Annotated in this window: 24 protein-coding genes and 1 riboswitch; of the genes, 11 read left to right on the forward strand and 13 right to left on the reverse strand. The window is 70.5% G+C overall.

Going from position 1 to position 25,342, the window contains the following annotated elements; genetic code table 11:
• Position 1: 1 nt before the first annotated feature.
• On the reverse strand, positions 2-499 hold the full coding sequence (locus BKA15_RS04350; RefSeq protein ID WP_179748409.1) for a GNAT family N-acetyltransferase: 498 nt from the start codon (positions 497-499) through the stop codon (positions 2-4).
• Positions 500-575: 76 nt separating this feature from the next.
• Between BKA15_RS04350 and BKA15_RS04355 the strand changes: the two genes are divergently transcribed.
• From BKA15_RS04355 to BKA15_RS04365, 3 genes are all read left to right on the forward strand, one after another.
• Complete coding sequence (locus BKA15_RS04355; RefSeq protein WP_179748411.1) at positions 576-1,034, forward strand: DUF4262 domain-containing protein; 459 nt, start codon at positions 576-578, stop codon at positions 1,032-1,034.
• Entirely contained in the window at positions 1,031-1,924 is an 894-nt protein-coding gene (locus BKA15_RS04360; protein ID WP_179748413.1) for a hypothetical protein, read from the forward strand. The genes BKA15_RS04355 and BKA15_RS04360 overlap by 4 nt, the downstream gene beginning before the upstream one ends.
• Before the next feature lie 430 nt (positions 1,925-2,354).
• On the forward strand, positions 2,355-4,307 hold the full coding sequence (locus BKA15_RS04365) for a vWA domain-containing protein (RefSeq protein ID WP_179748415.1): 1,953 nt from the start codon (positions 2,355-2,357) through the stop codon (positions 4,305-4,307).
• 27 nt (positions 4,308-4,334) lie between these two features.
• Here the strand turns inward: BKA15_RS04365 and BKA15_RS04370 are convergent, their stop codons facing one another.
• Complete coding sequence (locus BKA15_RS04370) at positions 4,335-4,859, reverse strand: helix-turn-helix domain-containing protein (protein ID WP_179748417.1); 525 nt, start codon at positions 4,857-4,859, stop codon at positions 4,335-4,337.
• Positions 4,860-4,916: 57 nt separating this feature from the next.
• Positions 4,917-6,023, reverse strand: a complete 1,107-nt coding sequence (locus tag BKA15_RS04375; protein ID WP_179748419.1) for a serine/threonine-protein kinase — start codon at positions 6,021-6,023, stop codon at positions 4,917-4,919.
• Positions 6,024-6,130: 107 nt separating this feature from the next.
• Between BKA15_RS04375 and BKA15_RS04380 the strand changes: the two genes are divergently transcribed.
• From BKA15_RS04380 to BKA15_RS04405, 6 genes are all read left to right on the forward strand, one after another.
• The gene (locus BKA15_RS04380; RefSeq protein WP_179748421.1) at positions 6,131-7,627 is read left to right on the forward strand and encodes a TldD/PmbA family protein; all 1,497 of its coding nucleotides are present in this window, start codon (positions 6,131-6,133) and stop codon (positions 7,625-7,627) included.
• The gene (locus BKA15_RS04385) at positions 7,627-9,036 is read left to right on the forward strand and encodes a metallopeptidase TldD-related protein (protein WP_246322255.1); all 1,410 of its coding nucleotides are present in this window, start codon (positions 7,627-7,629) and stop codon (positions 9,034-9,036) included. The genes BKA15_RS04380 and BKA15_RS04385 overlap by 1 nt, the downstream gene beginning before the upstream one ends.
• Before the next feature lie 112 nt (positions 9,037-9,148).
• On the forward strand, positions 9,149-9,550 hold the full coding sequence (locus BKA15_RS04390; RefSeq protein WP_312878817.1) for a VOC family protein: 402 nt from the start codon (positions 9,149-9,151) through the stop codon (positions 9,548-9,550).
• 150 nt (positions 9,551-9,700) lie between these two features.
• Entirely contained in the window at positions 9,701-10,840 is a 1,140-nt protein-coding gene (locus BKA15_RS04395) for a Cmx/CmrA family chloramphenicol efflux MFS transporter (RefSeq protein WP_179748425.1), read from the forward strand.
• Positions 10,841-10,886: 46 nt separating this feature from the next.
• Positions 10,887-11,024 (forward strand): hypothetical protein, encoded by a 138-nt coding sequence (locus BKA15_RS04400; RefSeq protein WP_179748428.1) that lies wholly within the window; start codon positions 10,887-10,889, stop codon positions 11,022-11,024.
• Positions 11,021-11,182 carry a hypothetical protein gene (locus BKA15_RS04405; protein WP_179748430.1) on the forward strand — a complete coding sequence of 54 codons (162 nt, stop codon included), beginning with the start codon at positions 11,021-11,023 and terminating at the stop codon, positions 11,180-11,182. The genes BKA15_RS04400 and BKA15_RS04405 overlap by 4 nt, the downstream gene beginning before the upstream one ends.
• A gap of 11 nt (positions 11,183-11,193) precedes the next feature.
• On the opposite strand, the gene BKA15_RS04410 is transcribed toward BKA15_RS04405, so the two are convergent.
• From BKA15_RS04410 to BKA15_RS04425, 4 genes are all read right to left on the reverse strand, one after another.
• A complete protein-coding gene (locus BKA15_RS04410) occupies positions 11,194-12,834 on the reverse strand; it encodes a serine/threonine-protein kinase (RefSeq protein WP_218871065.1) in 1,641 nt (546 codons plus the stop codon).
• A 76-nt stretch (positions 12,835-12,910) separates the two neighbouring features.
• On the reverse strand, positions 12,911-14,611 hold the full coding sequence (locus tag BKA15_RS04415; RefSeq protein WP_218871066.1) for a serine/threonine-protein kinase: 1,701 nt from the start codon (positions 14,609-14,611) through the stop codon (positions 12,911-12,913).
• A gap of 36 nt (positions 14,612-14,647) precedes the next feature.
• On the reverse strand, positions 14,648-17,506 hold the full coding sequence (locus BKA15_RS04420; protein ID WP_179748432.1) for a DEAD/DEAH box helicase: 2,859 nt from the start codon (positions 17,504-17,506) through the stop codon (positions 14,648-14,650).
• On the reverse strand, positions 17,446-18,687 hold the full coding sequence (locus tag BKA15_RS04425) for an acyltransferase family protein (protein ID WP_312878818.1): 1,242 nt from the start codon (positions 18,685-18,687) through the stop codon (positions 17,446-17,448). The genes BKA15_RS04420 and BKA15_RS04425 overlap by 61 nt, the downstream gene beginning before the upstream one ends.
• 104 nt (positions 18,688-18,791) lie before the next feature.
• Positions 18,792-18,885: riboswitch (ZMP/ZTP riboswitch) on the forward strand.
• A gap of 24 nt (positions 18,886-18,909) precedes the next feature.
• Here BKA15_RS04425 and glyA point away from each other — a divergent pair.
• Positions 18,910-20,139 (forward strand): serine hydroxymethyltransferase, encoded by a 1,230-nt coding sequence (gene glyA, locus BKA15_RS04430; protein WP_179748434.1) that lies wholly within the window; start codon positions 18,910-18,912, stop codon positions 20,137-20,139.
• A gap of 76 nt (positions 20,140-20,215) precedes the next feature.
• Here the strand turns inward: glyA and BKA15_RS04435 are convergent, their stop codons facing one another.
• Together BKA15_RS04435 and BKA15_RS04440 are read right to left on the reverse strand one after the other, a co-directional pair.
• A complete protein-coding gene (locus BKA15_RS04435) occupies positions 20,216-20,608 on the reverse strand; it encodes a right-handed parallel beta-helix repeat-containing protein (RefSeq protein WP_179748436.1) in 393 nt (130 codons plus the stop codon).
• Complete coding sequence (locus BKA15_RS04440) at positions 20,605-21,945, reverse strand: glycosyl hydrolase family 28-related protein (RefSeq protein ID WP_179748438.1); 1,341 nt, start codon at positions 21,943-21,945, stop codon at positions 20,605-20,607. Before BKA15_RS04440 ends, BKA15_RS04435 begins: the two co-directional genes overlap by 4 nt.
• A 113-nt stretch (positions 21,946-22,058) precedes the next feature.
• Between BKA15_RS04440 and BKA15_RS04445 the strand changes: the two genes are divergently transcribed.
• Complete coding sequence (locus BKA15_RS04445; RefSeq protein WP_179748440.1) at positions 22,059-22,787, forward strand: M23 family metallopeptidase; 729 nt, start codon at positions 22,059-22,061, stop codon at positions 22,785-22,787.
• A 110-nt stretch (positions 22,788-22,897) separates the two neighbouring features.
• On the opposite strand, the gene BKA15_RS04450 is transcribed toward BKA15_RS04445, so the two are convergent.
• From BKA15_RS04450 to BKA15_RS04465, 4 genes are all read right to left on the reverse strand, one after another.
• A complete protein-coding gene (locus BKA15_RS04450; RefSeq protein ID WP_179748442.1) occupies positions 22,898-23,788 on the reverse strand; it encodes a diacylglycerol/lipid kinase family protein in 891 nt (296 codons plus the stop codon).
• A gap of 3 nt (positions 23,789-23,791) precedes the next feature.
• Entirely contained in the window at positions 23,792-24,634 is an 843-nt protein-coding gene (gene tatC, locus BKA15_RS04455; protein WP_179748445.1) for a twin-arginine translocase subunit TatC, read from the reverse strand.
• A 99-nt stretch (positions 24,635-24,733) separates the two neighbouring features.
• Positions 24,734-25,009 (reverse strand): twin-arginine translocase TatA/TatE family subunit, encoded by a 276-nt coding sequence (gene tatA, locus BKA15_RS04460; RefSeq protein WP_246322256.1) that lies wholly within the window; start codon positions 25,007-25,009, stop codon positions 24,734-24,736.
• Between the two features lie 77 nt (positions 25,010-25,086).
• On the reverse strand, positions 25,087-25,335 hold the full coding sequence (locus tag BKA15_RS04465) for a hypothetical protein (RefSeq protein WP_179748449.1): 249 nt from the start codon (positions 25,333-25,335) through the stop codon (positions 25,087-25,089).
• Positions 25,336-25,342: the final 7 nt, after the last annotated feature.

Consider the following 25,342-nt stretch of genomic DNA (forward strand, 5'->3'; position numbering starts at 1 on the left):
CCTACCCTATTCCGACCGACTGAGCGGGCTTCTCGAAGATCAGCTCCGCGCCCCCGCCAAGCAGCGCGTGCCCGGGCCGGCCGGTGTCGACGAATCCGTACCGGCGATAGAACGCGATCGCCCGCGCGTTGTCCGACCGTACGGTCAGCCGGAGGACCCCGGCCCGACGGTCTGAAGCCCAGGTCTCGACGGCTCCGACCAGCGCGGCCACCACACCCTGCCCCCGGGCCTCGGGCGAGACCCAGAACGACAACAGCTCGGCCACGTCCACCTCCTCGGCCGGCAGCCCGGTCAAAACGCCGACTGGCCGGTCGTCGTGCAGCGCGGCGACATGGTGCCAGTTGGGCCGGTCCAGCCGCTCCCGCCAGCGCTGCTCCGGCGCGTCCGCCCAGTCGGCCAGCTTCGAGCCGAAGGCGTACGGGGCGTCGCGCAGGGACGCCAGGCGCAGGTCCCGCCACAGCGTCCAGTCGTCCGGGGTCAGCACACGGAGTTCGAGCACCGGGACAGTGTCCTGAGTCTCCGTGGTCGCCGCAATCGGATTGCCTCAGCCAGCGCAAGCGCGGAGGTGGTCATCGATGCCAACCTTTGACATCGACTCGTACCTGCTCGATGTCCTGACCAAGATCGACGACTGCGGCTGGTCAGTCGTCGCCGTCGAGCCGGACATCGGCGATCCCGAACCCGGATTCGCCTACACCGTTGGCCTGACGACGGCCGGCCATCCCGAGTTGGCCATCTTCGGCCTGCCGGCCAGATTGGCGCAGAGTCTGCTCAACCAGGTTGCGGAGCGGCTGGTCGGAGGAGAGAGCATCCGCCCCGGCGACCGGCTGGAACGCGTGATCGGCAACGGACTAACCCTGACAGCGGTCGACATGACCGACCTGAGCGAGCTCGGTGTGGTCACCGCCGTCTACGGTCACGCCGACCGGGCCCTCCAACTCGTCTGGCCGGATCCGGAGGGCCGGATGCCCTGGCAACGCGGCTACTCGATGACGCCCGAGGCACAGCCACTCTTCGGCTACGGCCTGGAATGAGCGCCCCCGAACAGCGAGCGCTCCTCGCCCGGTGGGAGAAGGTGCACGGGCGGCGACCGCGGGGACTGCGGTACCAGCGGGTGCTGCGCGGTGTCTACCTGCCGGCGGACGCCGAACCGACGCTGGCCGATCGCTGTGCCGCAGCGCTCCTGATCGCCCCGGCCGACGCGGTGATCACCGGCGTCACGGCCCTGCAGCTGCACGGGATCACGGTCGGGAACACGAGTCCGATCCGGCTGGCGTCCGCAACGGCCCTGCGCCGACGCACTGCAGGAATCAGCCTGTCGCGGACCCGCACACTGCCCGAACAGTCTCGACGGGTCGCCCGGCCCGTGGCCGCCTGGGTCGACGCCTGCCGCGAACTTGATCTGGTCGAAGCCGTTGCCGCCGCGGATTGGTTGGTGCGACTCGGCCGGGCGACCGGCCCCGATCTCGTCGCCGCAGCCGACGCCGCTTCGGGCCGAGGCTGCCGTACGGCTCGGAGGGCTGCGCAACTGACCCGATCGACGGCCCGCTCCCCCAAGGAGTCCGAGCTCCGCCTGCTCCTGACGCTGGCCGGCCTCCCGGAGCCCCGCTGCAATGTGTCGGTCGGCGACGACGTACACCGGATCGCCGAGGTCGATCTGCTGTACGACGACTTTCGGGTCGCCGTCGAGTACGAGGGCGACCAGCACCGTACGGATGGATGGCAGTGGAGCGTCGACATCGAGCGGATGGAGGAACTCATCGCTGCCGGCTACGCCGTGATCAGGGTGACCGCCGCCCGGATGCGGGACCCGCGCGGCCTCGTCCACATCGTCCACGATCACCTGCGCCGCCGCGGCTACGCCGGCCCTGCACCACACTTCCCTTCAGAGTGGTCCCAACTCTTCGACCGCCGCACTCACTGAGTGGACGATAAGGGCAGCTCCGAGGCCGGCTGATTTCGCTGCCATGATCGTCCACTCGATGAAGCCCGGGAGCCCCGAAGCCGTCGGCGGAGCAGCGTGGCGCCACAGAGCCGAAGCCCGCGCCCTTCCGCACCCGGCCAACCCCCGCGAAACCTCGCTGCACCCGGGCGATTCCGCCGAGCGGCGACTCCGACGCGCCCGCCGAGTGGACGATCAGGGCAGCTTCCGAAGCGATTCCGCTGCCGTTTCCGTCCAGTCAGGGAGCTCGGTCGCTCGTTGGGGCTGGCCGGTTCAATGTGCGATGCTCGGCCGGAGTCCGAACCAGACGCGGACGAAACCGGCCCACGTGTGCACTTGCCAACGACCCGCGCGTTTGCAATAGTAAACACAGATTTGCACTCGTAAACATGGATCGCGGGGAGGACGCACAATGAGTAGGCGATCACGACTTCGGCGGATCACCGCCGCTGCCCTCGGGGGACTGATCCTGGTCACCCTGACGCTGGTCGGGATGGCTCCGGCCTCGGCCGAGGACGGCAACGGCAAGCTGCTGCTCGTCCTCGACTCGTCCGGGTCGATGAAGGAGAAGGCGGGCGACGGGAAGACCAAGATCGAGGCCGCCAAGACCGCGCTGAACAACGTCGTCGACGCGCTGCCCGACCAGGCCCAGGTCGGTATGCGGGTCTACGGCGCCACGGTGTTCGACCGCAAGGACGAGGGCGCCTGTCAGGACACCCAGCTGGTGGTGCCGATCGGCACCGGGAACCAGGCCAAGCTGAAGGCGGCGATCGGGAAGTACAAGCCGTACGGCGAGACGCCGATCGCGTACTCGCTGGAGCAGGCGGCGAAGGACCTCGGCACCGAGGGGCAGCGGACCATTCTGCTGGTCTCCGACGGCGAGGAGACCTGCGTACCGGATCCGTGCCCGGTCGCCCAGAAGATCGCCGACGCGGGGATCGACCTGAAGATCGACGTGGTCGGGTTCAACGTCTCCGGCAAGGCCGAGCGGCAGCTGCGCTGCGTCGCCGACAAGGGCAACGGCGACTACTACGACGCCGACGACACCGAGGAGCTCGAGGAGAGCCTGAGCCGGCTGTCCACCCGGGCCTTCCGCCCGTTCCGGCTCGGCGGAACCCCGATCACCGGCAGCGACGAGCCGGCCACGGCGCCGGACCTCGGGCCGGGCTCCTGGCTCGACAAGCTGCCGACCGAGGCGGAGGCGGTCAAGTACTACCGCCTGAAGCGGACCAAGGCGCAGTCGACGTTCTGGATCGGCGCCAGCCTGCAGGCGCCCTCCTCGCGGACCCAGCTCGCCATGAAGCTCGTACTCCCCGAGGACCTGGACGAGACCTGCGGCTGGGCCTACCCGTCGGCCTTGGGCGGCAAGCATTCCCGGATGCTGCTGAGCGGCGTCGTCAGCAGTCACTCCAAGGACAAGGACTGCCTCGCGGCGACGGAGTTCCTGCTCCACGTGGGATTCACGGATTTCTCGGACAGTCTGGCCGGGCAGAAATTCCAGCTCCGGGTGTACGAGGAGCCGCCGGTGTCGACCCGGGTCGGGCTGCCGGCCGAGGTGGACGACCCGCACTGGCAGTCGATGGCGCCGCGCAACCCGAAGACGATTCAGCCGGGCAGTTCGTTCGCCGATGCCCCGACGATCACCTCGGGGACGTACAAGGTCGACGTGATGCCGGGCGAGATCCAGACGTTCAAGGTGAAGGCGGACTGGGGCCAGCGGATTCAGGTGCTCGGCCAGATCGCGAAGCTGGCCAAGGCCGACGAGTGGGTGGCCCGCGGTGCCCGGCGCTACTCGGTGGGCGTGCTGTCCCCGTACGGCGGCCCGGCGAAGGCGATCTTCGGCAAGGGCGAGCCGGCCGGCTACCAGTCCATCGTCTCCCGTCAGGGCAACGAGGTGGCGGTGCAGACCAAGGAGGTCCGCTGGGCCAACCGGGACGGCTCCGGCGACGAGCAGAACAACGCGCTGGCCGGCGAGTTCTACGTGACCATCCAGCTCGATCGAGAGGCCGAGGACGAACCCGCCTTCGCGCTCCCGATGACGCTGACCGTCGGCGTCATCGGAACGCCGAACGGCGCCCCGCAGTACGCCAACGACGCTCCCCCGCCCGCTGAGACGCCGAGTCCGTCGGCGACCCCGTCGAGCGAGCCGCCGGCCAGCGAGTCGCCCGAACCGCCGGCCTCTCAGCCAGCCTCGAACCCGCCGGCCAGTGGCAACGGCCAGCCCGGCGACGGTGGCTCAGGCGAGGGTACGGAGAACGACGGCCGGACCGGACCGCCGGCCGGGTTGACGGCGGCGCTGGTCACCGGGGCCGTGGTCCTGGTCGGCGGCGGCACCGGCCTGCTGGTCTGGCTGCGCCGCCACTGACCGCACCACGTCGGCCCTTCGACAGGCTCAGGGGACGTTGGAGCCGGTGATCCGGGCGAAGTGGCGCAGCGCGTCGTCGGTGCGGGACACCCCATAGGCGAGGAGCAGGTCCGCGACCGCGGGATGGCGGTCGCGGACCTCCGCAGCGACGGCCGCATATTCGTCGGCTCCGGCGGCCAGCCGGAACACCTCCTGCACCTGGCGGACCGTGTTCCGCGACACCGATCGGGTACGGGCCGTGAGCACATCGCCGGAGCGGTCCTCGGTGACCTGGGCCATCGCCTCGACGGGTGTGAGCCGGCCCAGCTCGACGTCGGCGACGGCCTCGTGCAGCAGCCGCAGCCGCTCCCCACTGGCCGGGTTGGCCAGCTTGACCCGGTGCCCGTTGATCAACTGGGACAGCATCGGCGCCGAGACCCCGAGCAGCTCGGCCAGCTTGCCCTGACTCAGCCCGAGCGCCGCGCAGTAGCGCCCGACCAGTCGCTGCAGCGTGTCGCCGTACAGCCTCGTCTGTTCCGCGCGGGCCCGCTCGACCTCGTCCGGTGCCGCCATCGAACCGACCTCCGTTTGCATGAGTTAACGGACTCCAGGGTACGAGAACAGCGGCGGTCAGGTCAGCAGCAACACCAGCGCGACGATCAGGCAGACCGCGCCGAGCCCGACCGCGGCGATCGCGATCCCGGTCAGCCGGCGCCGCCGCTCCGGGGCCAGCGCCGGCCGCGGCCCGGCCGCCACCTGCCCCGACGCCGGAGCGTACGGGAGGACCGGATCGGGCTTGGTCGACGGCTGCTCCGGCGCTTGCTGCGGCGGCGACACCGGTCCCGGCGCGCTGGCGGCCGAGACGGCCGAAACGGCGGCGGGCTGCGGCCGGGGCCGGGTCGCCGGCCCGTCCGGGAGCCAGCCGGCCGGCAGCGGCGGCAGGTGGTCGAAGACCTCGATCTCGGCGCCGGGGTCGCCCCACCACCGGATCGTGGCGAGCTCGGCCCGGGCCTGCTCGGCCGAGCCGATCCGTTCGGCCGGGTGGGGCGCCAGCAGCCGACCCAGCAGCGGGCCGAGCGGGCTGGCCTGCAGCTCGGCCGGGATCTCAGGGCGGGGCCCCGGCTTCACGCCGGTGAGCAGTTCGAGGGTGACCAGGCCGGCGGCGTAGAGGTCCTGCCGCGGATCCGGATCGGCGCCGTACGCGGCCTCCGGGGACAGATAGCCCGGAGTGCCGATCACCTCGCCGACCCGGGTCAGCCGCGGGTCGTCGACGGCCGCCGCGATGCCGAAGTCGGTCAGCCGGAGCACCGGCCGGTCCCGCCCGGTCGCCTCCAGCAGCAGGTTGCTCGGCTTCACGTCCCGGTGCACCAGGCCGACCGCGTGCACGGCGGCCAGGGCCTGCAGCAGCTGGTCCAGCAGGGTGATCGCCCAGAGCGGCGGCAGCCGGCCGTAGTCCTTGATCAACAACGCCGCGGTGCCGCCCCGGACCAACGGCATGGTGAACAGCACCCGGTCGTCCTCGCCGACCCAGCCCAGCGGCGTGATCACGTGCTCATGATCGATCCGCCAGGAGGTCTCCCGGACGAACCGGAGCAGCGACGCACTGTCGGACTGCTTCAGCACCTTCGCCGCCCGGTACGCCGACTCGCGCAGATCCCAGGCACGCCAGACCGTCCCCATGCCGCCCTCGTCCAGCAGATCGACGAGTTCGTACCGGCCGGCGAAAACCTCTCCCATCCCGCCATCCTCGCCGATCGACGTCGCGGATCGCCACCGGGGCACCGGTCCCGCCGACCTTGGGAAATCGGCTTCGCCGCGGCGGCCGCGCAGGTAGGGTCGGCAGCATGCCCGCGCTCGATCAGACCTTCACCGACCTGCCCCTCCGCGCGGTCGCCGACGCGGCCCTGAGCAGGGCCCGGGACCTCGGCGCCGAACATGCCGACGTCCGGATCGAACGGATCAAACAGAGCCTCCGCAACTACCGCGACAGCAAGATCGAGACCGCGGTGGACGACGAGACGCTGGGCCTCGCGGTCCGGGTGGTGCACCAGGGCACCTGGGGATTCGCGGCCGGCATCGTCCTCGGTACGGACGCGGCCGCCGGCCTGGCCGAGCAGGCCGTCCGGACGGCCCAGGTGTCCCGCCCGCTGACCACCGAGCGGGTCGAGCTGGCGCCGGAACCGGTCTACGCCGACGCGACCTGGGTTTCGGCGTACGAGCTCGATCCGTTCCAGGTGGCCGATGCCGAGAAGGACGGCCGGATGATCGAACTGAGCGACCGACTGCTCGCCGCGGACGGCGTGAACCACGCCGAGGCCCAGCTCTGGTACGTGCTGGAGAACAAGTTCTACGCCGATCTGGCCGGCACCACGACCATCCAGCAGCGGGTCCGGCTGCAGCCCGAGCTGACCGCGATCAGCGTCGGTGATCATGGTTTCGCGTCGATGCGCACGCTGGCCGCGCCGACCGGCCGCGGCTGGGAGTATCTGACCGGCACCGGCTGGGACTTCGACGCCGAGGTGGCCGAGTTGCCGGAGCTGCTGGCCGCGCACGCGAAGGCGCCGTCGGTCCAGGCGGGCCGCTACGACCTGGTGATCGACCCGACCAACCTCTACCTGACCATCCACGAGTCGATCGGGCACGCCACCGAGCTGGACCGGGCGCTCGGCTACGAGGCCGCCTATGCCGGCACGTCGTTCGCGACCGTTGATCAACTCGGCACGCTGCACTACGGCAGCGAAGTCATGAACGTGACCGGCGACCGCGAAGTCGATCATGGTCTGGCCACCGTCGGGTACGACGACGAGGGCGTGGCCGGGCAGACGTTCCCGATCATCACCGAGGGCACCCTGGTCGGCTACCAACTGAATCGGCAGATGGCCGCCGCCCGCGGGCTTCGCTCCAACGGCTGCTCGTTCGCCGACTCCCCCGGCCACATCCCGATGCAGCGGATGCCGAACGTGTCGCTGCAGCCGGCCGAGAACGGCCCGAGCACCGACGAGTTGATCGGCCGGGTCGACCGCGGCATCTACATCGTCGGCGACAAGTCCTGGTCGATCGACATGCAGCGCTACAACTTCCAGTTCACCGGGCAGCGCTTCTACGCGATCGAGAACGGCAAGATCACGCACCAGCTGCGCGACGTGGCGTACCAGGCGACGACGACCGACTTCTGGCGCTCGATGGAGGCGGTCGGAGGGCCGCAGACGTACTACCTGGGCGGAGCCTTCAACTGCGGCAAGGGACAGCCCGGCCAGATCGCGCCGGTGTCGCACGGCTGCCCGTCGGCGCTGTTCCGCCAGGTCAACATCCTGAACACCGTGTCCGAGGGGGGCCAGTGATGGCAGCGATGGAATCCGGGACCAAGACGTCCGCCCAGCAGTTGATCACCGACGCCCTGGCGGCCGCCACGCTGCCGGTGACGGTGCTGGTCCGCGAGACGTACCAGGCGAACCTGCGCTGGGCCAACAACCAGCTCACCACCAACGGCCAGATGCACGGCCGGGACCTCACCGTGATCAGCTTCGCCGAGGTCACCGGCGGCACGGCGGCCGGCGTGATCAGCCGGCAGGCCGGAGATGATCATGACGTGGCCGGTCAGGTGGCCGCCGCCGAACGGTCGGCCCGGGCCTCCGCCGCCGCCGATGACGCCGCCGAGCCGCTGCCCGCCGGTGAGCCGGACGCCGACTTCGACGAGCCGCCGGCCGGCACCGACATCGACGTGTTCACCGCGGTCGCGCCCGCGCTCGGCGACGCGTTCCGGCAGGCCGGCGACGAAGGCCGGCTGCTGTTCGGGTTCGCCGAGCACATCGTTACCACCAGCTATCTCGCCACCGGCGACGGCCTGCGCCGCCGGTCGGTGCAGCAGAGCGGCCGGCTCGAATTGAACGCGAAGACGGCCGACCTGACCGCGTCCGCCTGGATCGGGGCGGCGACGGCCGACTTCAGCGACCTCGACGTCCCCGGGCTGGTGGCCGAGGTGAACCAGCGGCTCGGTTGGCACGCCAACCCGGTCGACCTGCCGCCCGGCCGGTACGAGACGATCCTGCCGCCCGGCGCGATCGCCGACCTGATGATCTACGCCTACTGGACCGCCGGCGCGAGGGCCGCCGAGGAGGGCCGGAACGTCTACTCCAACAAGCAAGGCGGCACCAGGATCGGGCAGCGGCTGAGCGAGTTGCCGATCACGCTCGCCTCCGACCCGGCCGCGCCGGGCATCGAGTGCGACCCGTTCGTGATCACCGGCAGGTCCGGTGAGAACAGCTCGGTGTTCGACAACGGGATGCCCTTGTCCCGTACCGAATGGGTCAAGGACGGCGTCCTCAACGAGCTGATCCGGACCCGGGCGTGGGCGGCCAGATCGGCCTCCGGGCGGCCGGCCGTCGCCGAGATCGACAACTTGATCATGGACGGCGGCGGCACCGCGACGATCGAGGAGATGATCGCGGGCACCGAGCGTGGGCTGCTGTTGACCTGCCTCTGGTACATCCGCGAGGTCGACCCGCAGACCCTGCTGCTGACCGGGCTGACCCGCGACGGCGTCTACCTGATCGAGAACGGCAAGATCACCGGCGCCGTGAACAACTTCCGGTTCAACGAGTCCCCGGTCGACCTGCTGTCCCGGATCACCGAGGTCGGCCGGTCGGAGAAGACACTCTGCCGCGAGTGGAACGACTGGTTCACCCGGACGGTCATGCCTCCGGTCCGAGTGCCGGACTTCAACATGTCGACGGTCAGCCAGGCCCGTTGACGAACACAACCTCAACCCCAGCCGCGACTGTTCCTCGCCCGCGCGACCGTTGCAACGGTCGCGGATGAGTGGAGCGGTCGCGGATACACGTGCCGCGAGCCAGGAAGGCCCGGTGAGGACGTCGGTCCATCACGTCGAGCTCTGGGTGACCGACCTGGCCCGGGCCGAGCCGGAATGGGCCTGGCTGTTCGGCGAACTGGGCTGGTCGTTGCACCAGAACTGGCAGGACGGGCGGTCCTGGCGGGCCGCCGACGGCGCGTACGTCGTCGTCGAGCAGTCCCCGGACGTGTTGCCCGGACCGCACCGCCGGACCGCGGCCGGGCTGAATCACCTTGCGCTCAACGCTTCCCGGGCGACGGTGGACCGGATCGCCGACGAGGGCGTACGGCACGGCTGGACGCTGCTGTTCCCGGACCGGCACCCGTACGCCGGCGGGCCGGAGCACTACGCCGCGTACCTGATCAACAGCGACGGCTTCGAAATCGAGTTGGTGGCGCCGCGCCCGACCGGTTAGCGTTGCGGCCGTGACGACTCCGGAGGCAGACAGGACCGGGGCTGCCGGTCATCCGTCAGCCCCGTGATCACTTGAACTTGATCAACTGATCGTCGCTGACCGCGGTGACCGAGACGACCCCTCGTCCCTCTCACCTCGGAGTTTCTCGTCATGCCCTTCCCGCTCTATCTGCTCGCCCTGGCCGTGTTCGCCATGGGCACCTCGGAATTCATGCTGGCCGGTCTGGTGCCGGCGCTGGCGACCGACCTCGCCGTCCCGGTCGGTACGGCCGGGCTGCTGACCTCGGCCTTCGCGATCGGCATGGTCGTCGGCGCCCCGCTGATGGTCGTCTTCGCCCGGCGTTGGCCGCGCCGAGCCGCCCTGGCTGGCTTCCTGATCTTGTTCCTGGTGGCCCACGTCGCCGGAGCGCTCACCGACAGCTTCGCCGTGCTGTTCGCGACCCGCATGATCGCCGCCGTGACCAACGCCGGCTTCCTCGCCGTCGCGCTGAGTGTCGCCGTCGCCCTGGTGCCGGCCGACCGCAAGGGCCGTGCGTTGTCGATCTTGCTCGCCGGTACGACCCTCGCCACCATCGCCGGCGTGCCCGGCGGCGCCCTGCTCGGCACCGGCCTCGGCTGGCGGGCGACGTTCTGGGCGATCGCCGTGCTGTGCGTGCCGGCCGTGCTCGGCGTCCTGGCCGTACGGCTGCCCGACCCGGACCGGCAGTCGGTCGACCTCGGCCGGGAGCTGGGTGAACTGCGCCGGCCGAAGTTGATCATGATCCTGCTGGTCGGCGCGCTGGTCAACGCGGCGACGTTCGGCGTGTTCACATTCCTGGCGCCGGTGGTCACCGACCTGGCCGGACTGGCCCCGGTCTGGGTGCCGGTGACGCTGATGATCTTCGGCCTCGGGTCCTTCGCCGGCGTGACGATCGCCGGCCGGCTGGCCGACCGACGGCCCTGGCTGGTGATCATGACCGGCGGCCCGGTGCTGCTGGCCGGCTGGGTCGCGTTGGCGCTCGGCGCCGCGCATCCGGCCGTGCTGATCATCCTCGTGCTGCTGCTCGGCACCCTGTCGTTCGGCGTCGGCAGCACCCTGATCGCACGAGCGCTCTACGCGGCGTCCGGGGCACCCACGATGGCCGGCGCGTACGCGACCGCGGCACTCAACGTGGGCGCCGCGCTCGGCCCGGCGGTCGCCGGGCTGTCCCTCGACACCGGCCTCGGGCTGCAGGGCCCGGCATGGATCGCCGGGGCGCTGGTCGCGGTCGCGCTGATCATGTGCGTCGCCGTCCAGCGCGCACTGCGCTGACGACGCCCGTGAGATCATCGAAAGCAACGATCATGGAGGTGACCCGATGGCCCAGATGCTCGTACGCAACCTCGACGATGACCCGGTCGGAGATCTGCTCGCGCGGCTCGGTTCGTCCGAGTCGCGCGAGGAGCCCGTCATCCCCGAGGATCCTGCTGATCACTCCGCAGCCGACTTCGGATGAGTCTCGCCTCCGATGATGCGGTGCCGGTCATCGACTTCATGCGCACGGTCTCGGCGCGGAGCCTCATCACCACCGTGACTCGCTCCGAGCTCTACTTCGGCGCTTGGCGCCTCGACGAAGGGACGTCCGAAGAGACATCGATCACCATGCCGCCGTAGCCCTGGGATGGCTACTCGGAAGGAATGATGTCGATGACCTCCCCGTTCAGGTGGGCGATCAGCCGGCCACCGTTGCCGGCCTTGCCCGACAGCAGGACCTTGATCACCCGGGTGCCGTAGAAGGGGTCGTACTCGACCCACACCTCGCGGCTGGTCGACTTGTCCGTCTTCAGGTTCTTGCCGGCCCGGCTCAGCAGCTTGGGCAGGACATCCCAGTCGATCTCGGACACGTCGACCGTCCTGGCGTCCGGTTCTCCGGGGCCCGACTGCCACAGCTCGGCGGTGCCGTCCCGATACAGGTAGGTGTCGACCGATTCCGGATCGCCGTCGACCGGGACACTGGCCAGAGCGGAGTCCTCGTACACGATGAAATGGTTGAACTCCGTCGTGCCGGCGGCCTCCTCGAGGACCTTGATCAACTCCTCCATGCCGTCCTCGGTGTGCAGGTTCACCGGTTCGGGGACCTCGGTCGACGTCGTCGGTTCCGTACCGCCGGACGGTTGGCCCGCGAGCGCCGCCTGGAACCGCGGTACCAGCACGAACCCGGCCGAGGCAGCACCGGCGATCAGCGCCAGCACCAACGTCCCGATGACCGCCCAGGCGACGGCGCGCGGCCGGCGTCTTCTCTGCCGCGGCGGCGGCTCGACGGTCAGGCGCTGGGTGGTCGCGGAACTCGAGACGGCGGCGCTGTCCGCGGGATGACCGGACAGCGACGGTTCGGCGGGCGAGCCCCCGCTCGCTACCGCCGGGCCCGGGGAGCCGGCAGACGACGCCACGAGCCCGGGCCCGCTGGACTCGGGCGCGCCGGGCTCGTTGGGGAGGAGAGCGCGGGCCAGCAGCGGGTCCAGCTGCTCCGCGGTCGCCCGGTGAGCCGGATCGGCGACCAGCACCGCTTCCAGCGCCGGCCCCAGAGCCCCGGCCCGGGTCGCCGCCGGAACGACCCCGGACATCACGGCGGCCAGGGTCTCCACCGCGGTGGACCGCCGCAACGGGTGGACGCCCTCGACGGCCACGTACAGGAGCATCCCCAAGGACCACAGGTCGGAGGCCGGGTTGCCCTCCTTGCCGTGCAACCGCTCGGGGGCGATGTAGGCCGGCGACCCGGTCAGCTCACCGGTCATGGTCAGCCGCGACGTGTCGGCCAGATCGGCGATACCGAAGTCGGTCAGCACCGGACGGCCGTCCGGCCGCAGCAACACGTTCGCCGGCTTCACATCTCGGTGGCAGATCCCGGCGGCATGCGCCGCCCGCAGCGCCCCGAGCAGCCCGCGGCCCATCGCAGCCACCTCGGCGGGCGCCATCGGACCCGCGGCCAGTCTGTCGTCCAGGGTGCCGCCGCGGACCAGTTCCATCACCAGCCACGGATGCAACTCACCGGGCACGTCGACGATGTTGTGAATCGCGACGACGTGCGGGTGATCGATCCGGGCCAGCGCCTGCGCCTCGCGCAGCACCCGGGTCCGCAGCATCTGCGCGAAATCCGGATCGGCCAGCAGCCCTGGGTCGGCCGGCCTGACCTCCTTCAGCGCCACCTCGCGCTGCAGGACCTCGTCCAGAGCACGCCAAACCGCGCCCATCGCGCCCGAACCGAGGCGCTCGATCAGTCGGAACCGGTTGTCGATCAGATCACCGGGCCCGCGCTCCTGTGTCACCCGGCTCAGCCTACGGGAGCGCGGGACGCGGAGCCCCGCGGAACACGTCCCGGGAGCCTCCGTGCCTCCGGACGGGCTACTGGGCCGGATTGACCTCGATCACCGTGCCGTCCAGGTCGGCCGTGAGATAGCCGCCGCCGTACTTGTCGGTGAGGTAGACCATGATCACCGGTTCACCGTCGGTGAAGATGCCCGTGCCGTCCAAGATCAGATAGCGGTTCTCCGGCTTCTTCAGATTCAGGCGATTGTTGGCCTGCTTCATCAGGGACGGCAGGATGCTCCAGTCGATCCGCGCCGCATCGACCGCCTTGACCTCCCGGCCGGCATTGGACGAGGTCGACTGCTCGGCGACGCCGTCGCGATAGCTGTACCGGTCGATGGCACCCTTGCGTCCCTTCACGGGTACGTCGGCGACCGCGTAGTCCGGATAGACGACGACCCGGCTGAACCTCGTGGTGCCGGCCTTCTTCTTGAGCGCCCGGATCGCTTGCTCCATGCCCTTCTCGGTGTGCAGCGATACGGTCTTCGCGGCCTCGGGTGAATCACGGGGCGTCGGCTTCGCAGCTTCCTTCGTAGGCCTGTCCGCAGGCGGGTCCACCGGCTCGTCGTCGGCCGACGGGGACCACTCGGGGCGCTGCTCGGCCGACAGCGCCTGCTGCCGGAACCACGGCACCACGGCGTTGCCGATCAGCGCGGCACCCGCGATCAGTGCCAGGATCAGGGCGCCGATGGCGACGCTGACCCCGACGCCGGACCGGCGCTTCGTCGAAGCCGGCTCCTTGGGCGGCACCTGGGGCCAGAGCTGGTTCGTCGCCGAACCCTGACCGCCCCCGGGCAGGGACTGGACGGCGGGTGAGCCGGCGCTGGCGGCCACCGGGTACGGGGAGCCGGCCGACGTCGGGTACGGCAGCGGAGAGGCAACGACCAGGCCGGCGGGCGGCAGCTGGAGGGCCCGGACCAGCAGCGCGTCGAGCTGCTCGGCGTTCGCCCGGCGGGCCGGATCGGCGACCAGCACCGCGCGCAACGCCGGATCGAGCGCCCCGGCCCGGGTCGCGGCCGGGACCACGCCGGACATCACCGCGGCCAGAGTGGCGGCCGCCGTCGCCCGGCGCAGCGGGTGGTTCCCCTCGACGGCCACGTACAGCAGCATGCCGAGCGACCACAGGTCCGAGGCCGGATTGCCCTCGCTGCCGTACAGGCGCTCCGGGGCGATGTAGGCCGGCGACCCGGTCAGCCCGCCGGTCATCGTCAGCCGGGACGTGTCGGCGAGGTCGGCGATGCCGAAGTCGGTCAGCACCGGGCTGCCGTCCGGCCGGAGCAGCACGTTCGCCGGCTTGACGTCGCGATGGCAGATCCCGGCGGCGTGCGCGGCTCGCAGCGCGCCGAGCAGCCCGCGGCCCAGCTCGGCCACCTCGTCCGGCCGCAGCGGGCCGCAGGCGAGCCTGTCCTCCAACGTGCCGCCGCGAACGAGTTCCATGACCAGCCACGGGTGGACCTCGCCGGGCAGGTCGACGATGTGGTGGATCGTGACGACGTGCGGGTGGTCGATCCGGGCCAGTGCCTGGGCCTCTCGGAGCACCCGGGTCCGCAGCATCTCGGCGAACTCGGGATCGGTGGCCAGCCCCGGGTCGGCCGGCTTGACCTCCTTCAGCGCCACCTCGCGCTGCAGCACCTCGTCGAGCGCCCGCCAGACCGCCCCCATCGCACCCGAACCGAGGCGCTCGATCAGTCGGAACCGGCCGTCGATCAGATCACCGGGCCCCCGCTCCTGTGTCACGGAGTCAGCCTACGGGAGCAGGGTCGGGCCAAGGGGTCAGACGTCGTCCGAATCGTCCGGTACGAAATCGACGACGCCCCGCCGCATCGAGGTGACGATCGTCCGGGCCGTGTTCCGCAGCTCGCCGGGCCCGGCGGCGTGGCCGACCTGGTCGGCGAAGTCGATCACCTGGCGGACCCAGCGGACGAAGTCGCCCGCGGTCAGGCCGGAGTCGGTGAGCACCGCCGACAAGGGCCGGCCGGCGGCCCAGGCGAAGGCGGCCTGGCTGAAGCCGATGTCCGGCTCCGGCCCGGGCTCGAGCCGGGCGTCCCGCTCGACCAGGGACACCTCGCGCCAGATCCGCCGCAGCTGGGTCATCGCCGCGTCGGTCCGACTGTCCGGCATCCGCGGCCGGCGTATCCCGTCATCGCTGCGCCGGGCCTCGAACACCAGCGACGCCAGCACGGCGGCGAGTTGCGGATGGCTCAGCCCGTCGAAGACGCCGGCCCGAATGCACTCGGCGGCGACCAGGTCCAGCTCGCTGTAGATCCGGGCCAGCATCCGGCCCTCGTCGGTGACCTCGTCGCCGTCGGCCAGATAGCCGAGCGACTGCAGCACGGTGCAGATCCGGTCGAACCGGTTCGCGATCGTGTTGGTCCGCGACGCCATCCGCCGCTCGGTCTGGGCCACCTCGCGTTCCAGCCGGAGGGCGCGCTCGGACCAGCGGGCGTGCGCCTCCCGGTCCGGGCACTCGTGGCACGGATGGTTCCGCAACCGCTCCCGCAGCTCGGCGATCCGCTCGGTGAGCTCCGGGTCGGCCGGCACCCGGTGCCGCTGCGGATCAAGATCGACTCCGGCCAGCTTGGATCGCAGCGCGGCGGCGAGGTTGCGCCGGGACGCCGGTTCCCGCGGGTCGAACCGCTTGTTGATCTTCATCCGGCTGACCGCCTTCACCGGGGTCGGGAAGTCGACCAGGCTGAGCCGTCGTACCTGCCGGTCCTCGGTCAGCACTAGCGGCCGCGGATCCGAGGAACCCTTGCGGTCCCTGGTGCCCGGGTCGATGATCACGGCCCAGCCCTGGCTCCGCCCCTGCGGCACCCGGATCACGTCGCCGGGCTGCAAGATCAACAACGACTCCAGCGCCTCGGCCCGGCGGTCGGACTTGCGGCTGCGGGCCAGTTCGGCTTCCGTCGCCGAGATCTCGGCGCGCAGCTTCGCGTACTCGGCGAAGTCGCCGCGCTCGCACTCGGCCGCCTCCCAGTAGCCGGCGACGGCCTCGCTGTTCTTGGCGAGGGTACGGGCCCAGCCGACCACCGACCGGTCCGACTGGAACTGCGCGAACGACTGCTCCAGCAGGGTTCTGGCCCGCTCCCGGCCGACGGTGCCGACCAGGTTCACCGCCATGTTGTACGTGGGCGCGAAGGACGACTTCAGCGGGTACGTCCGCCGCGAGGCCAGCCCGGCCAGTGCCCGCGGGTCGAGGCCCGGCTGCCACAGCACGACGGCGTGACCCTCGATGTCGATGCCGCGCCGGCCGGCCCGTCCGGTCAGCTGGGTGTATTCGCCGGGCGTGATGTCGGCGTGCGATTCGCCGTTGTACTTGACCAGCTTCTCCAGCACCACGCTGCGGGCCGGCATGTTGATCCCGAGCGCCAGCGTCTCGGTCGCGAACACGACCTTGATCAACCCGCGGACGAACGCCTCCTCCACGCATTCCTTGTAGGCGGGCAGCATCCCGGCGTGATGGGCCGCGATCCCCCGCTCCAGCGCCTCGGCGAACCGACCATGATCAAGAGCGCGCAGATCGGCGCCGCTGAGACCTGACACGTGCCGTTCGATGATCAGCGAGATATCCCGGCGCTCCTCCGGCGAGGTGAGCTTGATGCCCGACGCCAGCAGCTGCCCGACCGCCGCGTCGCAGCCGACCCGGGAGAAGATGAACACGATCGCCGGCAGCAGGGCCTCGGCGTCCAGCCGCTCCACCAGGTCCGGCCGGCTCGGCACCATCGATCGGGACGGCCGTCCGGCGCCACCGTCGGCGAACCGCTTGTGCGCGGCGCCGCCGTACCGCCCGCTGCCGTACGCGACGGTGCGTTTGCCCTTCCCGGTCCGGCCGCGCGGCCGCCGCGAGTCGTCCCGGACCCGGCGGCCCTCGTCCCGGGCGATCTTGATCAACTCCGGGTTCACCTCGGCCTTGCCGGGCTGCGGCGTCGCCTGCGCGGTCGGCGCCACGTCGGCGAAAAGATCATGGATCCGCTTGCCCACCATGACGTGCTGGAACAGCGGCACCGGCCGCCGCTCGGACACCACGACGGCGACGTCGCCGCGCACCTCGGTCAGCCACTCGCCGAATTCCTCGGCGTTGCTCACGGTCGCCGACAGGGCGATCAGCTGGATCGACTCGGCCAGCCCGATGATCACTTCCTCCCAGACCGCGCCGCGGAACCGGTCGGCCAGGTAGTGCACCTCGTCCATCACCACGTAGCCGAGGTTGGCCAGCGTCGCGGACCGGGCGTAGATCATGTTGCGCAGCACCTCGGTGGTCATCACGACCACCGGCGCCTCGGAGTTGATCGAGGTGTCGCCGGTCAGCAGGCCGACCGACGCGGCGCCGTGGGCGCGCACCAGGTCGGCGTACTTCTGGTTGGACAGCGCCTTGATCGGCGTGGTGTAGAAGCACTTCCGACCACTCCGCAACGCCAGGAAGACCGCGAACTCGCCGACGATCGTCTTGCCGGCCCCGGTCGGCGCCGCGACCAGCACGCCGGATCCGCTCTCGACATGGGCGCACGCCTCGCGCTGGTAGTCGTCCAGCTCGAAGCCGTAGCCGCCCGCGAACTCCGCCAGCTGCGGGCTCAGCTGCCGTTGCCGGAACCTGGCGTACGCCGCGGCCGGATCTGAACTCGCCTGCTCCATGTCGTCGCCCACCGTACCAAGGCGGACCGATACCGGCGGCCGTTGAGCCAGCGGCCGATCCAGGTGGACCGGACCAGCAGGTCGTACGTGAGCAGCAGGACCGCCGTGCAGCCGGTGAACGCGATCAGCAGCTTGACCGGGATCGGCCAGGTCAGATCGCGCAGCCCGAGCTCGATCAGCACCAGCAGCGGCAGGTGCAGCAGATACATCCAGTAGGACGCGTCGGCCAGGTAGCGGATGGCCGGCCGCTCCCGCCGCAGCGTCCGTACCGCGAGCCCGAGCAGGCCGAACGTCCAGGCCCAGCCGGCCAGCGCGGCCACCGCCGACGCGGCCGGGCCCGGCAACCAGTCCGGACCGAACCACCCGACCACCGACAGCACCGCGGCGAGCACCAGCAGGACCGGCCAGCGCCCGCCCACCCGCGGCAGCGCGTCGGACCGGGCCTGCAGGAACCAGCCGGTCAGGAACGCGCCCAGGTAGGCGACCGACGCGCCCGGCACCGGGACGATCGTCGGCGGCTCCTGGATGCCGAGGTCGCCCAGGCCGCCCTGCAGCAACAGCCCCGCGAGGTACGGCAGCGCCGCGATCCCGACTCCGGCCGGGGAGGCGAGCACCGAGCCGATCCGGCCCGCGAGCCGGCCGGAACGCTCCCGGCCCAGCACCCGGACCAGGACGGCCCGGCCGGCGACCGTGACCAGCACCAGCTGCAGCAGGGTGACCAGGAACCAGAGGTGGCCCGGCATCAGCACCGCCAGCGGCCCGGGCACGTCCGGTGCGGCCTGGGTCGTCGTGGAGGTGTCCAGGGTCCCTGCCGCGATGGCGATCAGGGCGAGTGACCCGACCGCGAGCGGCCAGAACGCCACCGCCGGCAGGCCGATCCGCAGCGCCCGGTCTCGGACGTAGGCTCCAGGCCCGCGCCGCTGCAGCACCATCCGGCCGAAGTAGCCGGCCAGCGTCATGAACAGCACCATCCGGAACAGGTGGATCAGGTAGACCACGGCCAGCGCGGCCTCGCTCCGGTAGCGGTCGACCACGAGCCAGCCGCCGTCGGGCAGGAACGGGATCAGCCCGTGCAGCACGATGCCCAGCAGCAGCGCCCCGGCCCGCAGCGCATCCAGGCCGTGCAGTCTCGTCGTGGTCGAGGGTGTCGAGGCGATGGATTCGGGGGAGGTCGTCGTCACCCCATCGACGCTAGGCAGCGGCTGCCGTAGTCACATCGGCCATCGGATTCATCCCGCCTGCAACCTTCGATGGAGACGCGCCCTGAGCCTTGTGGTTATGATCATGCTGTCGCGGTGACTGGCGTACCCGGGAGTGAACCCGGAGGGAGCCGCGAAGACGTAACCCCAAACGCGATGCCGCCCGCCTGGGCATCCGGTCTCGACGACCGGAAGGACCCTGGCATGACACTGACGGCAACCACTGATCTTGAGGTCGCGGAGCTTCTCCGCGCCGAGGAAGAATTCCAGGCGAGCACGCTGCGCCTCATCCCCAGCGAGAACTACGTCTCCCCCGCCGTGCTCGCCGCATCCGGCAGCGTGCTGCAGAACAAGTACAGCGAGGGCTATCCGGGCCGCCGCTACTACGAGGGCAACCAGATCGTCGACCGGGTCGAACGACTGGCGGCGGAGCGGGCCACCCGGCTGTTCGGAGTCGATCATGCCAACGTGCAGCCGTACTCAGGGTCGCCGGCCAACCTGGCGATCTACCTCGCCTTCGCCGAGCCGGGCGACACGATCCTCGGGATGGGGCTGCCGATGGGCGGCCACCTCACCCACGGCTGGGACGTCTCGGCCACCGGCCGCTGGTTCCGCGGAATCCGGTACGGGGTGGGCCAGGACGGCCGGATCGATCTTGATCAGGTCCGTGATCTTGCCCTGGCCGAGCGACCCAAGATCATCTTCTGCGGCGGTACGGCGATCCCGCGGACCATCGACTTCGCCGCGTTCGGCGAGATCGCCCGGGAGTGTGGCGCACTGCTGGCCGCCGACATCTCCCACATCGCCGGGCTCGTGGTCGGCGGCGTGCACCCGTCACCGGTCGGCCACGCGCCGGTGATCATGACCACGACGCACAAGACGCTGCGCGGTCCGCGGGGCGCGATGCTGCTCTGCGACGCCGACCGGGCCAAGGCGATCGACCGGGCCGTGTTCCCCGGGCTGCAGGGCGGGCCTCATGATCACACGACCGCGGCGATCGCCGTCGCGCTCGGCGAGGCGGCCCGGCCGGAATTCGCCGACTACGCGCGGGCCGTGGTGGACAACGCGAAGGCGCTGGCCGACCGGCTGCTCGAGCTCGGCTACGACCTGGTCTCCGGCGGCACCGACACCCACCTGATCTTGATCGACCTCACCACGACAGGCATCGGCGGGAAGCCGGCGGCCAAGGCCCTGGACCGGGCCGGGATCGTCGCCAACTACAACACGGTGCCGTTCGACACCCGCAAGCCGTTCGACCCGTCCGGGGTACGGATCGGCACCCCGGCCGTGACCACCCGCGGCCTCGGCACCGCCGACATGATCACGATCGCGGACTGGATCGACCGGGTGATCCGGACCGGCGACGAAGAGAGAGTGCGCGGCGAGGTGGCGGAGCTGATGGCCGCCCACCCCGCACCCGGGCTGCCGGCTTGAGTGACCGGAATCCAGCCGACTTTGCGAGAATCGGGCCCGAATCGCCCATGATCCGCGAATGTCGGCTGGATTCCGGTCAGTCCGCCACGTTGATCTGCTCGGTCGAGGCCTCGTCCACCACCACGCGTTGGGTCACCCGGCGGTAGCTGTTGCCACGGACGGTGACGTCGCGGGCGTTGCGCAGGTAGACGCCGGCCTCGGCCAGGTCGCTGAACCGGTTGTTCTCGATCAGGATCGAGCTGTTGTACGGCTGCGTCGTGAACGCGCCGTTGTTGGCGAACGTGGTGATCGCCCCGTTGGACGCGAACTTCGAGTACTTGCGGATCCAGCCGGAGCCGGCGAACACGTTGTCCCGGACGATCACGTTCCGGGCGAACGAGCCGGTGGGTCCGCTCGTCGTCCCGAACCCGATGTCGTGGTAGGCGTTGTTGGCGAACCGGCAGTGTTCGACGACGAGGTTCTTGTTCATGAAACGAGGGCGGTGCCGATGTTGCCCTCGATCGTGGCCGAGCTGATCCGGGCCTCGTCCCATTCGTGACCCGAGCTGGTGACCAGGCTGCCGACGGACACGGTGCCCGGCAGGTCCGCGTCGAGCATGATCAGGAAGGCCGAATCCGACTCGTCGACCGGGGTCACGGCCGCGATCCGTACCGTCGACGGGAGCGGACCGGCCCAGAACGTGAGGGCGTCGCCGGCCTGGAACGGCAGCGGCCGCGATCCCGCCGACGTCGGCTCGAGCGTGAGCCTGCGGGCGCTCTCGATCGCGGCGACCCGGACGAAGGAGCTCCGCGACACCAGCGGGTCCCAGCGCACCCCAGCCAGCCGGCCGCCGCGGTAGTCCAGCCGGCCGGTGTTGTTGGACAGGTGGATGGCATCGCGCGGACCGACCGCAAGATCAGGTCCGGCGGGGGCATAGCTGACGTCCCGGCAGGTGAGGTTGTGCCCGTAGCCGGCCAGGATGCCGGCACCGATCGCGTTGTTGATCTGCAGGTTCTCCAGCCGGAGGTCCCGGCAACCCAGGGCGTAGACGTTATACGAGCCGCCGACGACGTTGAAGTGCCAGGACGCCCCGTCGCCCGGCCGGACCCGGTCGGAGAAGCCGAAGCCGGTGATCGTGTAACGCCGGCCGGAACCGCCCGGAAGGCTGTGCCAGACGTTGCCGAACTGGTCCGGGTTCGCGCCGATCGTCAACGGTGCCACGTGATTCAGCCGCCCGGTCGCGAGGTCCCAGCTGTTCGCCGAGTAGCAGCGCATGCCGTCGAAGTGGGCCGCACCCTCGAACACGTCGACCGTCACGGAGTCGGTCGCGGCGTCGACCGCGACGATCTCGCCCGAGGTGGTCGCGCGCGGCGCGTAGTCCAGGACCAGGTTGCGCAGAGTCAGCCCGCGGCAGTCGATCAGCCGGAACTGGGTCGCCGGTGCCAGGTCGTTGGCGAGCGGAATCGCGCTGAGCAATCTGGTCGCCGGCGCACCGTCGGGCGCGGTCGCCCCGGCCAGCGTCAGCCCGTCCGCACCGGTGATCGGCACGCTGGCGCCGAGGTCGGTGTCCGGCCGCAGCCGATAGGTGCCGGCCGCGAACCGTACGACGGTCGGTCGCCCGGAGCCGATCGCGGCGGTGATCGCGGCCCGGATCGCGTCGGTGTCGTCGGAGTCGTCGTCCGGTCGGGCGCCGAAGTCGCGGACGTGCAGTTCACGGGGAGCGCCGTATGCCGTCGGGGCGCCGAACTGGGTCACGGCCGCGGCGCCGAGCAGGGCGCCGCCGAGCCTGACAAAGCTGCGCCGACCGAACAGTGGGGAGTCATTCATGATGGGACAACCTCGCCGTGTCAATGTGGGATGGACATCCACTATCTGTGTATCCCATTCAAGTGGGTCGTCGCGGTTTCGACAACCCCGGGCGGGGCACCTAGCCTCGCGTCATGAATCGGACCGGTCGGTGTGCCGCGGCGATCATGATCATCGTCACCGCGGCCACCTGCTTGGCCGGTTGCTCCGAGCGACCCGATCCGGGGACGACCCCGGTGCCGTCCTCCCCTGCTCCGTCCACGGATCCGAGCACTGCCACGACCCCGTCGAGCACGAGCCCTTCCGCTACACCGACCCCATCCGCAGCGACGCCGACCAAGTCACCGGATCCGGAGGCAGAGCGGCCGGATCCGCGGTGGCGGTTCTTCACCGAAGATCGGCGCCGCTACCGCTCGCCCTGGTTCGACGGCGCGCGCCGGATCATGATCGACTACGGCTGCACCGACGCCCCGTACTACTCCCCCGACTCGCGCTGCGACGACGGCGAGGGGTTCCACCACGGCATCGACATCGCCCTCCCCTGCGGCACGCTGCTGCGCGCCGGGGCGGCTGGACGGGTGATCGGCCCGGACCGGCCGGGCCGGCCGGGTGCCGCCTACGGGGCGAAGGCGTTTCGGATCCGGGTCGAGACCGCTGACGGTCCGGCCGACGTCCTGATCGGCCACGCCCGCAAGGTCCTGGTCCGGCCAGGCGACCGAGTCCGTACCGGCCAGCCGATCGCCGAGACCGGCGACCTCGGTGCCCCGGACGGCTGCCACCTCCACTTCGAGCAGCGCGCGGTCGACGGCGGCCTCGGCACTGCGACGGATCCCTCCGACCTGCTCGCCCTGCGCCGCCCGTAACGCAGAGCGCGCTGTAGCTCTTGTGCGGGCGTTCGTCACCGGCGATCGACCGGTCAGTTGTGCAGCGACACGCCGCCCAAACGCCTGCGTTTGTGACCGGTCGGCGGGGTTTAAGGGGTGAATACGGGGAGGGCGGAGGGGGCGACGCGGGCGGTCAGCGGGGTGGCGCCGAGCAGTTCGCCGTCGCCGAAGGCGACCAGGCCAGGGCCGTCGACCTGGACCTCGGTGGCCTGCAACCGCTCGACGCACGGGTCGGTGACGAAGTCGCCGGTGTAGAGCTTGGGCAGCAGCCGGAGCAGCCGGAACCGGCCGACCGGATGGATGATCGTCAGGTCCAGCCGGCCGTCCCGCGGGTCGGCATCCGGAGAGATCTGGATCCCGCCGCCGTAGCAGCTGGTGTTGGCGACGGCGACCAGCATCGCGTCCAGGTTGCGCGGCTCGCCGTCGATCACCAGTTGGTAACGCAGCGGCGAGAACACCCGCAGCTCGGCGAGCGTCGCGATCGGATAACGCATCGAGCCCTTGGGGTACGCCAGCGCGTTGGCCCGCCGGTTCACCATCGCGTCGAAGCCGGTCGCGAGCACCGTGCCGATCCGGCGTCCGGCCACCTCCATCAGGTCGACCAGCGACGGCCGGCCGGACACGATCAACTGGGTGGCGCCGATCGCGTCCTTGGACGGTAGGCCGAGCCCGCGGCAGAGGTCGTTGCCGGTGCCGGCCGGGATCATCGCTAGCGCGACCGTCTCGTCGCCGCTCGCGTACTGCTCGGCGACCGCGTTCAGCCCGAGATGCATCATCCCGTCGCCGCCCATCACGGCGACGACACCGCCACCGGCGGCCGCGGTGTCGATCAGCGAGCGCGCCTCGGCGTAGTCGCGGCTGAGCTGGATGGTCAGGTCGAGGCCGCCGTCACGGAGACGGCCGGCCACCTGCGGCAGCAGTTCCTGCGCCCGACCCTTGCCGGAGGACGGATTGACGACCAGCGTGACGCGGCGCGTCACCGATCACTTCTTCTCGTCGCTGGTGGTGCCGCTTTCCTCGGCCTCGAGTGCGCGCAAGGCCGCGTCGTCGTCGACACTGTGGTCCACCGAGTCCTCGCTCTTGTTGAGCTTGCCCTTGCGTCGGTCGAGCGCGTACGCGATCGCCTCGGAGAGAATCACCAGCACCGTCATCGGTAGAGCCAGCAGCAGCATGGTGAACGCGTCCGGCGTCGGCGTCGCGATCGCCGCGAACACGAACATGCCGAAGATGATGTATGCCCGGTACTTGGAGATCATCTTCGCCGGCAGCACGCCGACGACGTTGAGCATCACGATGAACAACGGCACCTCGAACGCGAGCCCGAAGATCACCATCAACCGGACCATGAAACCCAGGAAGGCCGGCAAGCCCTGCAGGTTCGTGAGCTGCTGGTCCTCGGGCGTGAAGCCGACCAGGATGGCGACCGCCCTCGGCATGATGAAGTAGCCCATGCTCACGCCGACCAGGAACAGCGGGACCGCGGCGCCGACGACGATCAGGCTCCACTTCTTCTCCTTGGCCAGCAGGCCCGGCACGATGAACGCCCAGACCTGATAGAGCCAGACCGGTGACGAAACGACCAGACCGGCCAAGCCCGCGATGGCGAGCGACACCGTGAACGGCGACGTCACGCCGTCCAAGATCAATTCCATCTTGATTTCCGGCCGCGTCTCCTTGACCAACTCGCCGGCCAGGATGTACGGCCGGGTCAGGAGACTCACCAGCGGCCCATTGAAGATGAACGCGACAATCGACGCGGCCAGGATGGCCAGCACACAGATGACCAGCCGATAGCGGAGCTCAGCCAGATGCTCGAACAGGGTCATCGACCCGTCCGGAGATGCCGGTTTGGGCGGCTTGAGCCAACTCAGATTGATCCGAGAGGGCCGCCACTTCAGGGACAACGCCACGGCAGCAGGGCGCGATCAGGCGTCTTTGCGAAGCTCGGCGTTGGTCGGCTCGGCCGCACGCACGTCGGCGGACTTGGCGTCCAGCTCGGCCGTCGTACGGGCGTCCGGGGCCGGCTTGTCGGCATCGGCCTTGTCCTCGTCGGACTTGCGGAGCCCCGAAGTCTCCTCCTTGAACTCCTTCAGCGCGCGTCCGGTGCTCTTGCCGAGCCCGGCCAACCGCGAGCCCCCGAAGAGCAGGACCACGATGACCAGAATGATGATCAACTCGGTGGGCCCGAGGGGAAATGCCATTGGGGTCATGATTTCCTCTTTCCGTCCGTGGGTTGCCTCACGTTGCTGTGACGCTAGCCACGCCTGTGATCGTCATCTTACGTCGTCGGCACCCGGTGGCGTACGACCACGTCTGGATCGTGATCCGGGTAGATCAGTTCACCGGACGAACGTCCGTCCGGTATCTCGATCCGGCTGAGCAGCTCCGCTCCCTGGCCGGCCCGCTGGGCCAGCACCCGGAGCTCGGCGAACAGGTCCGACGCCTTGTGCGCCAACCACACCCCGAAACAGACGAGCATGACCAGGCCCCCGACGGCGATTCCGATGAAGATCCATGGCCACGGCACGGGGCCA

This window comes from Microlunatus parietis, assembly GCF_013407955.1.
GTDB lineage: Bacteria > Actinomycetota > Actinomycetes > Propionibacteriales > Propionibacteriaceae > Microlunatus > Microlunatus parietis.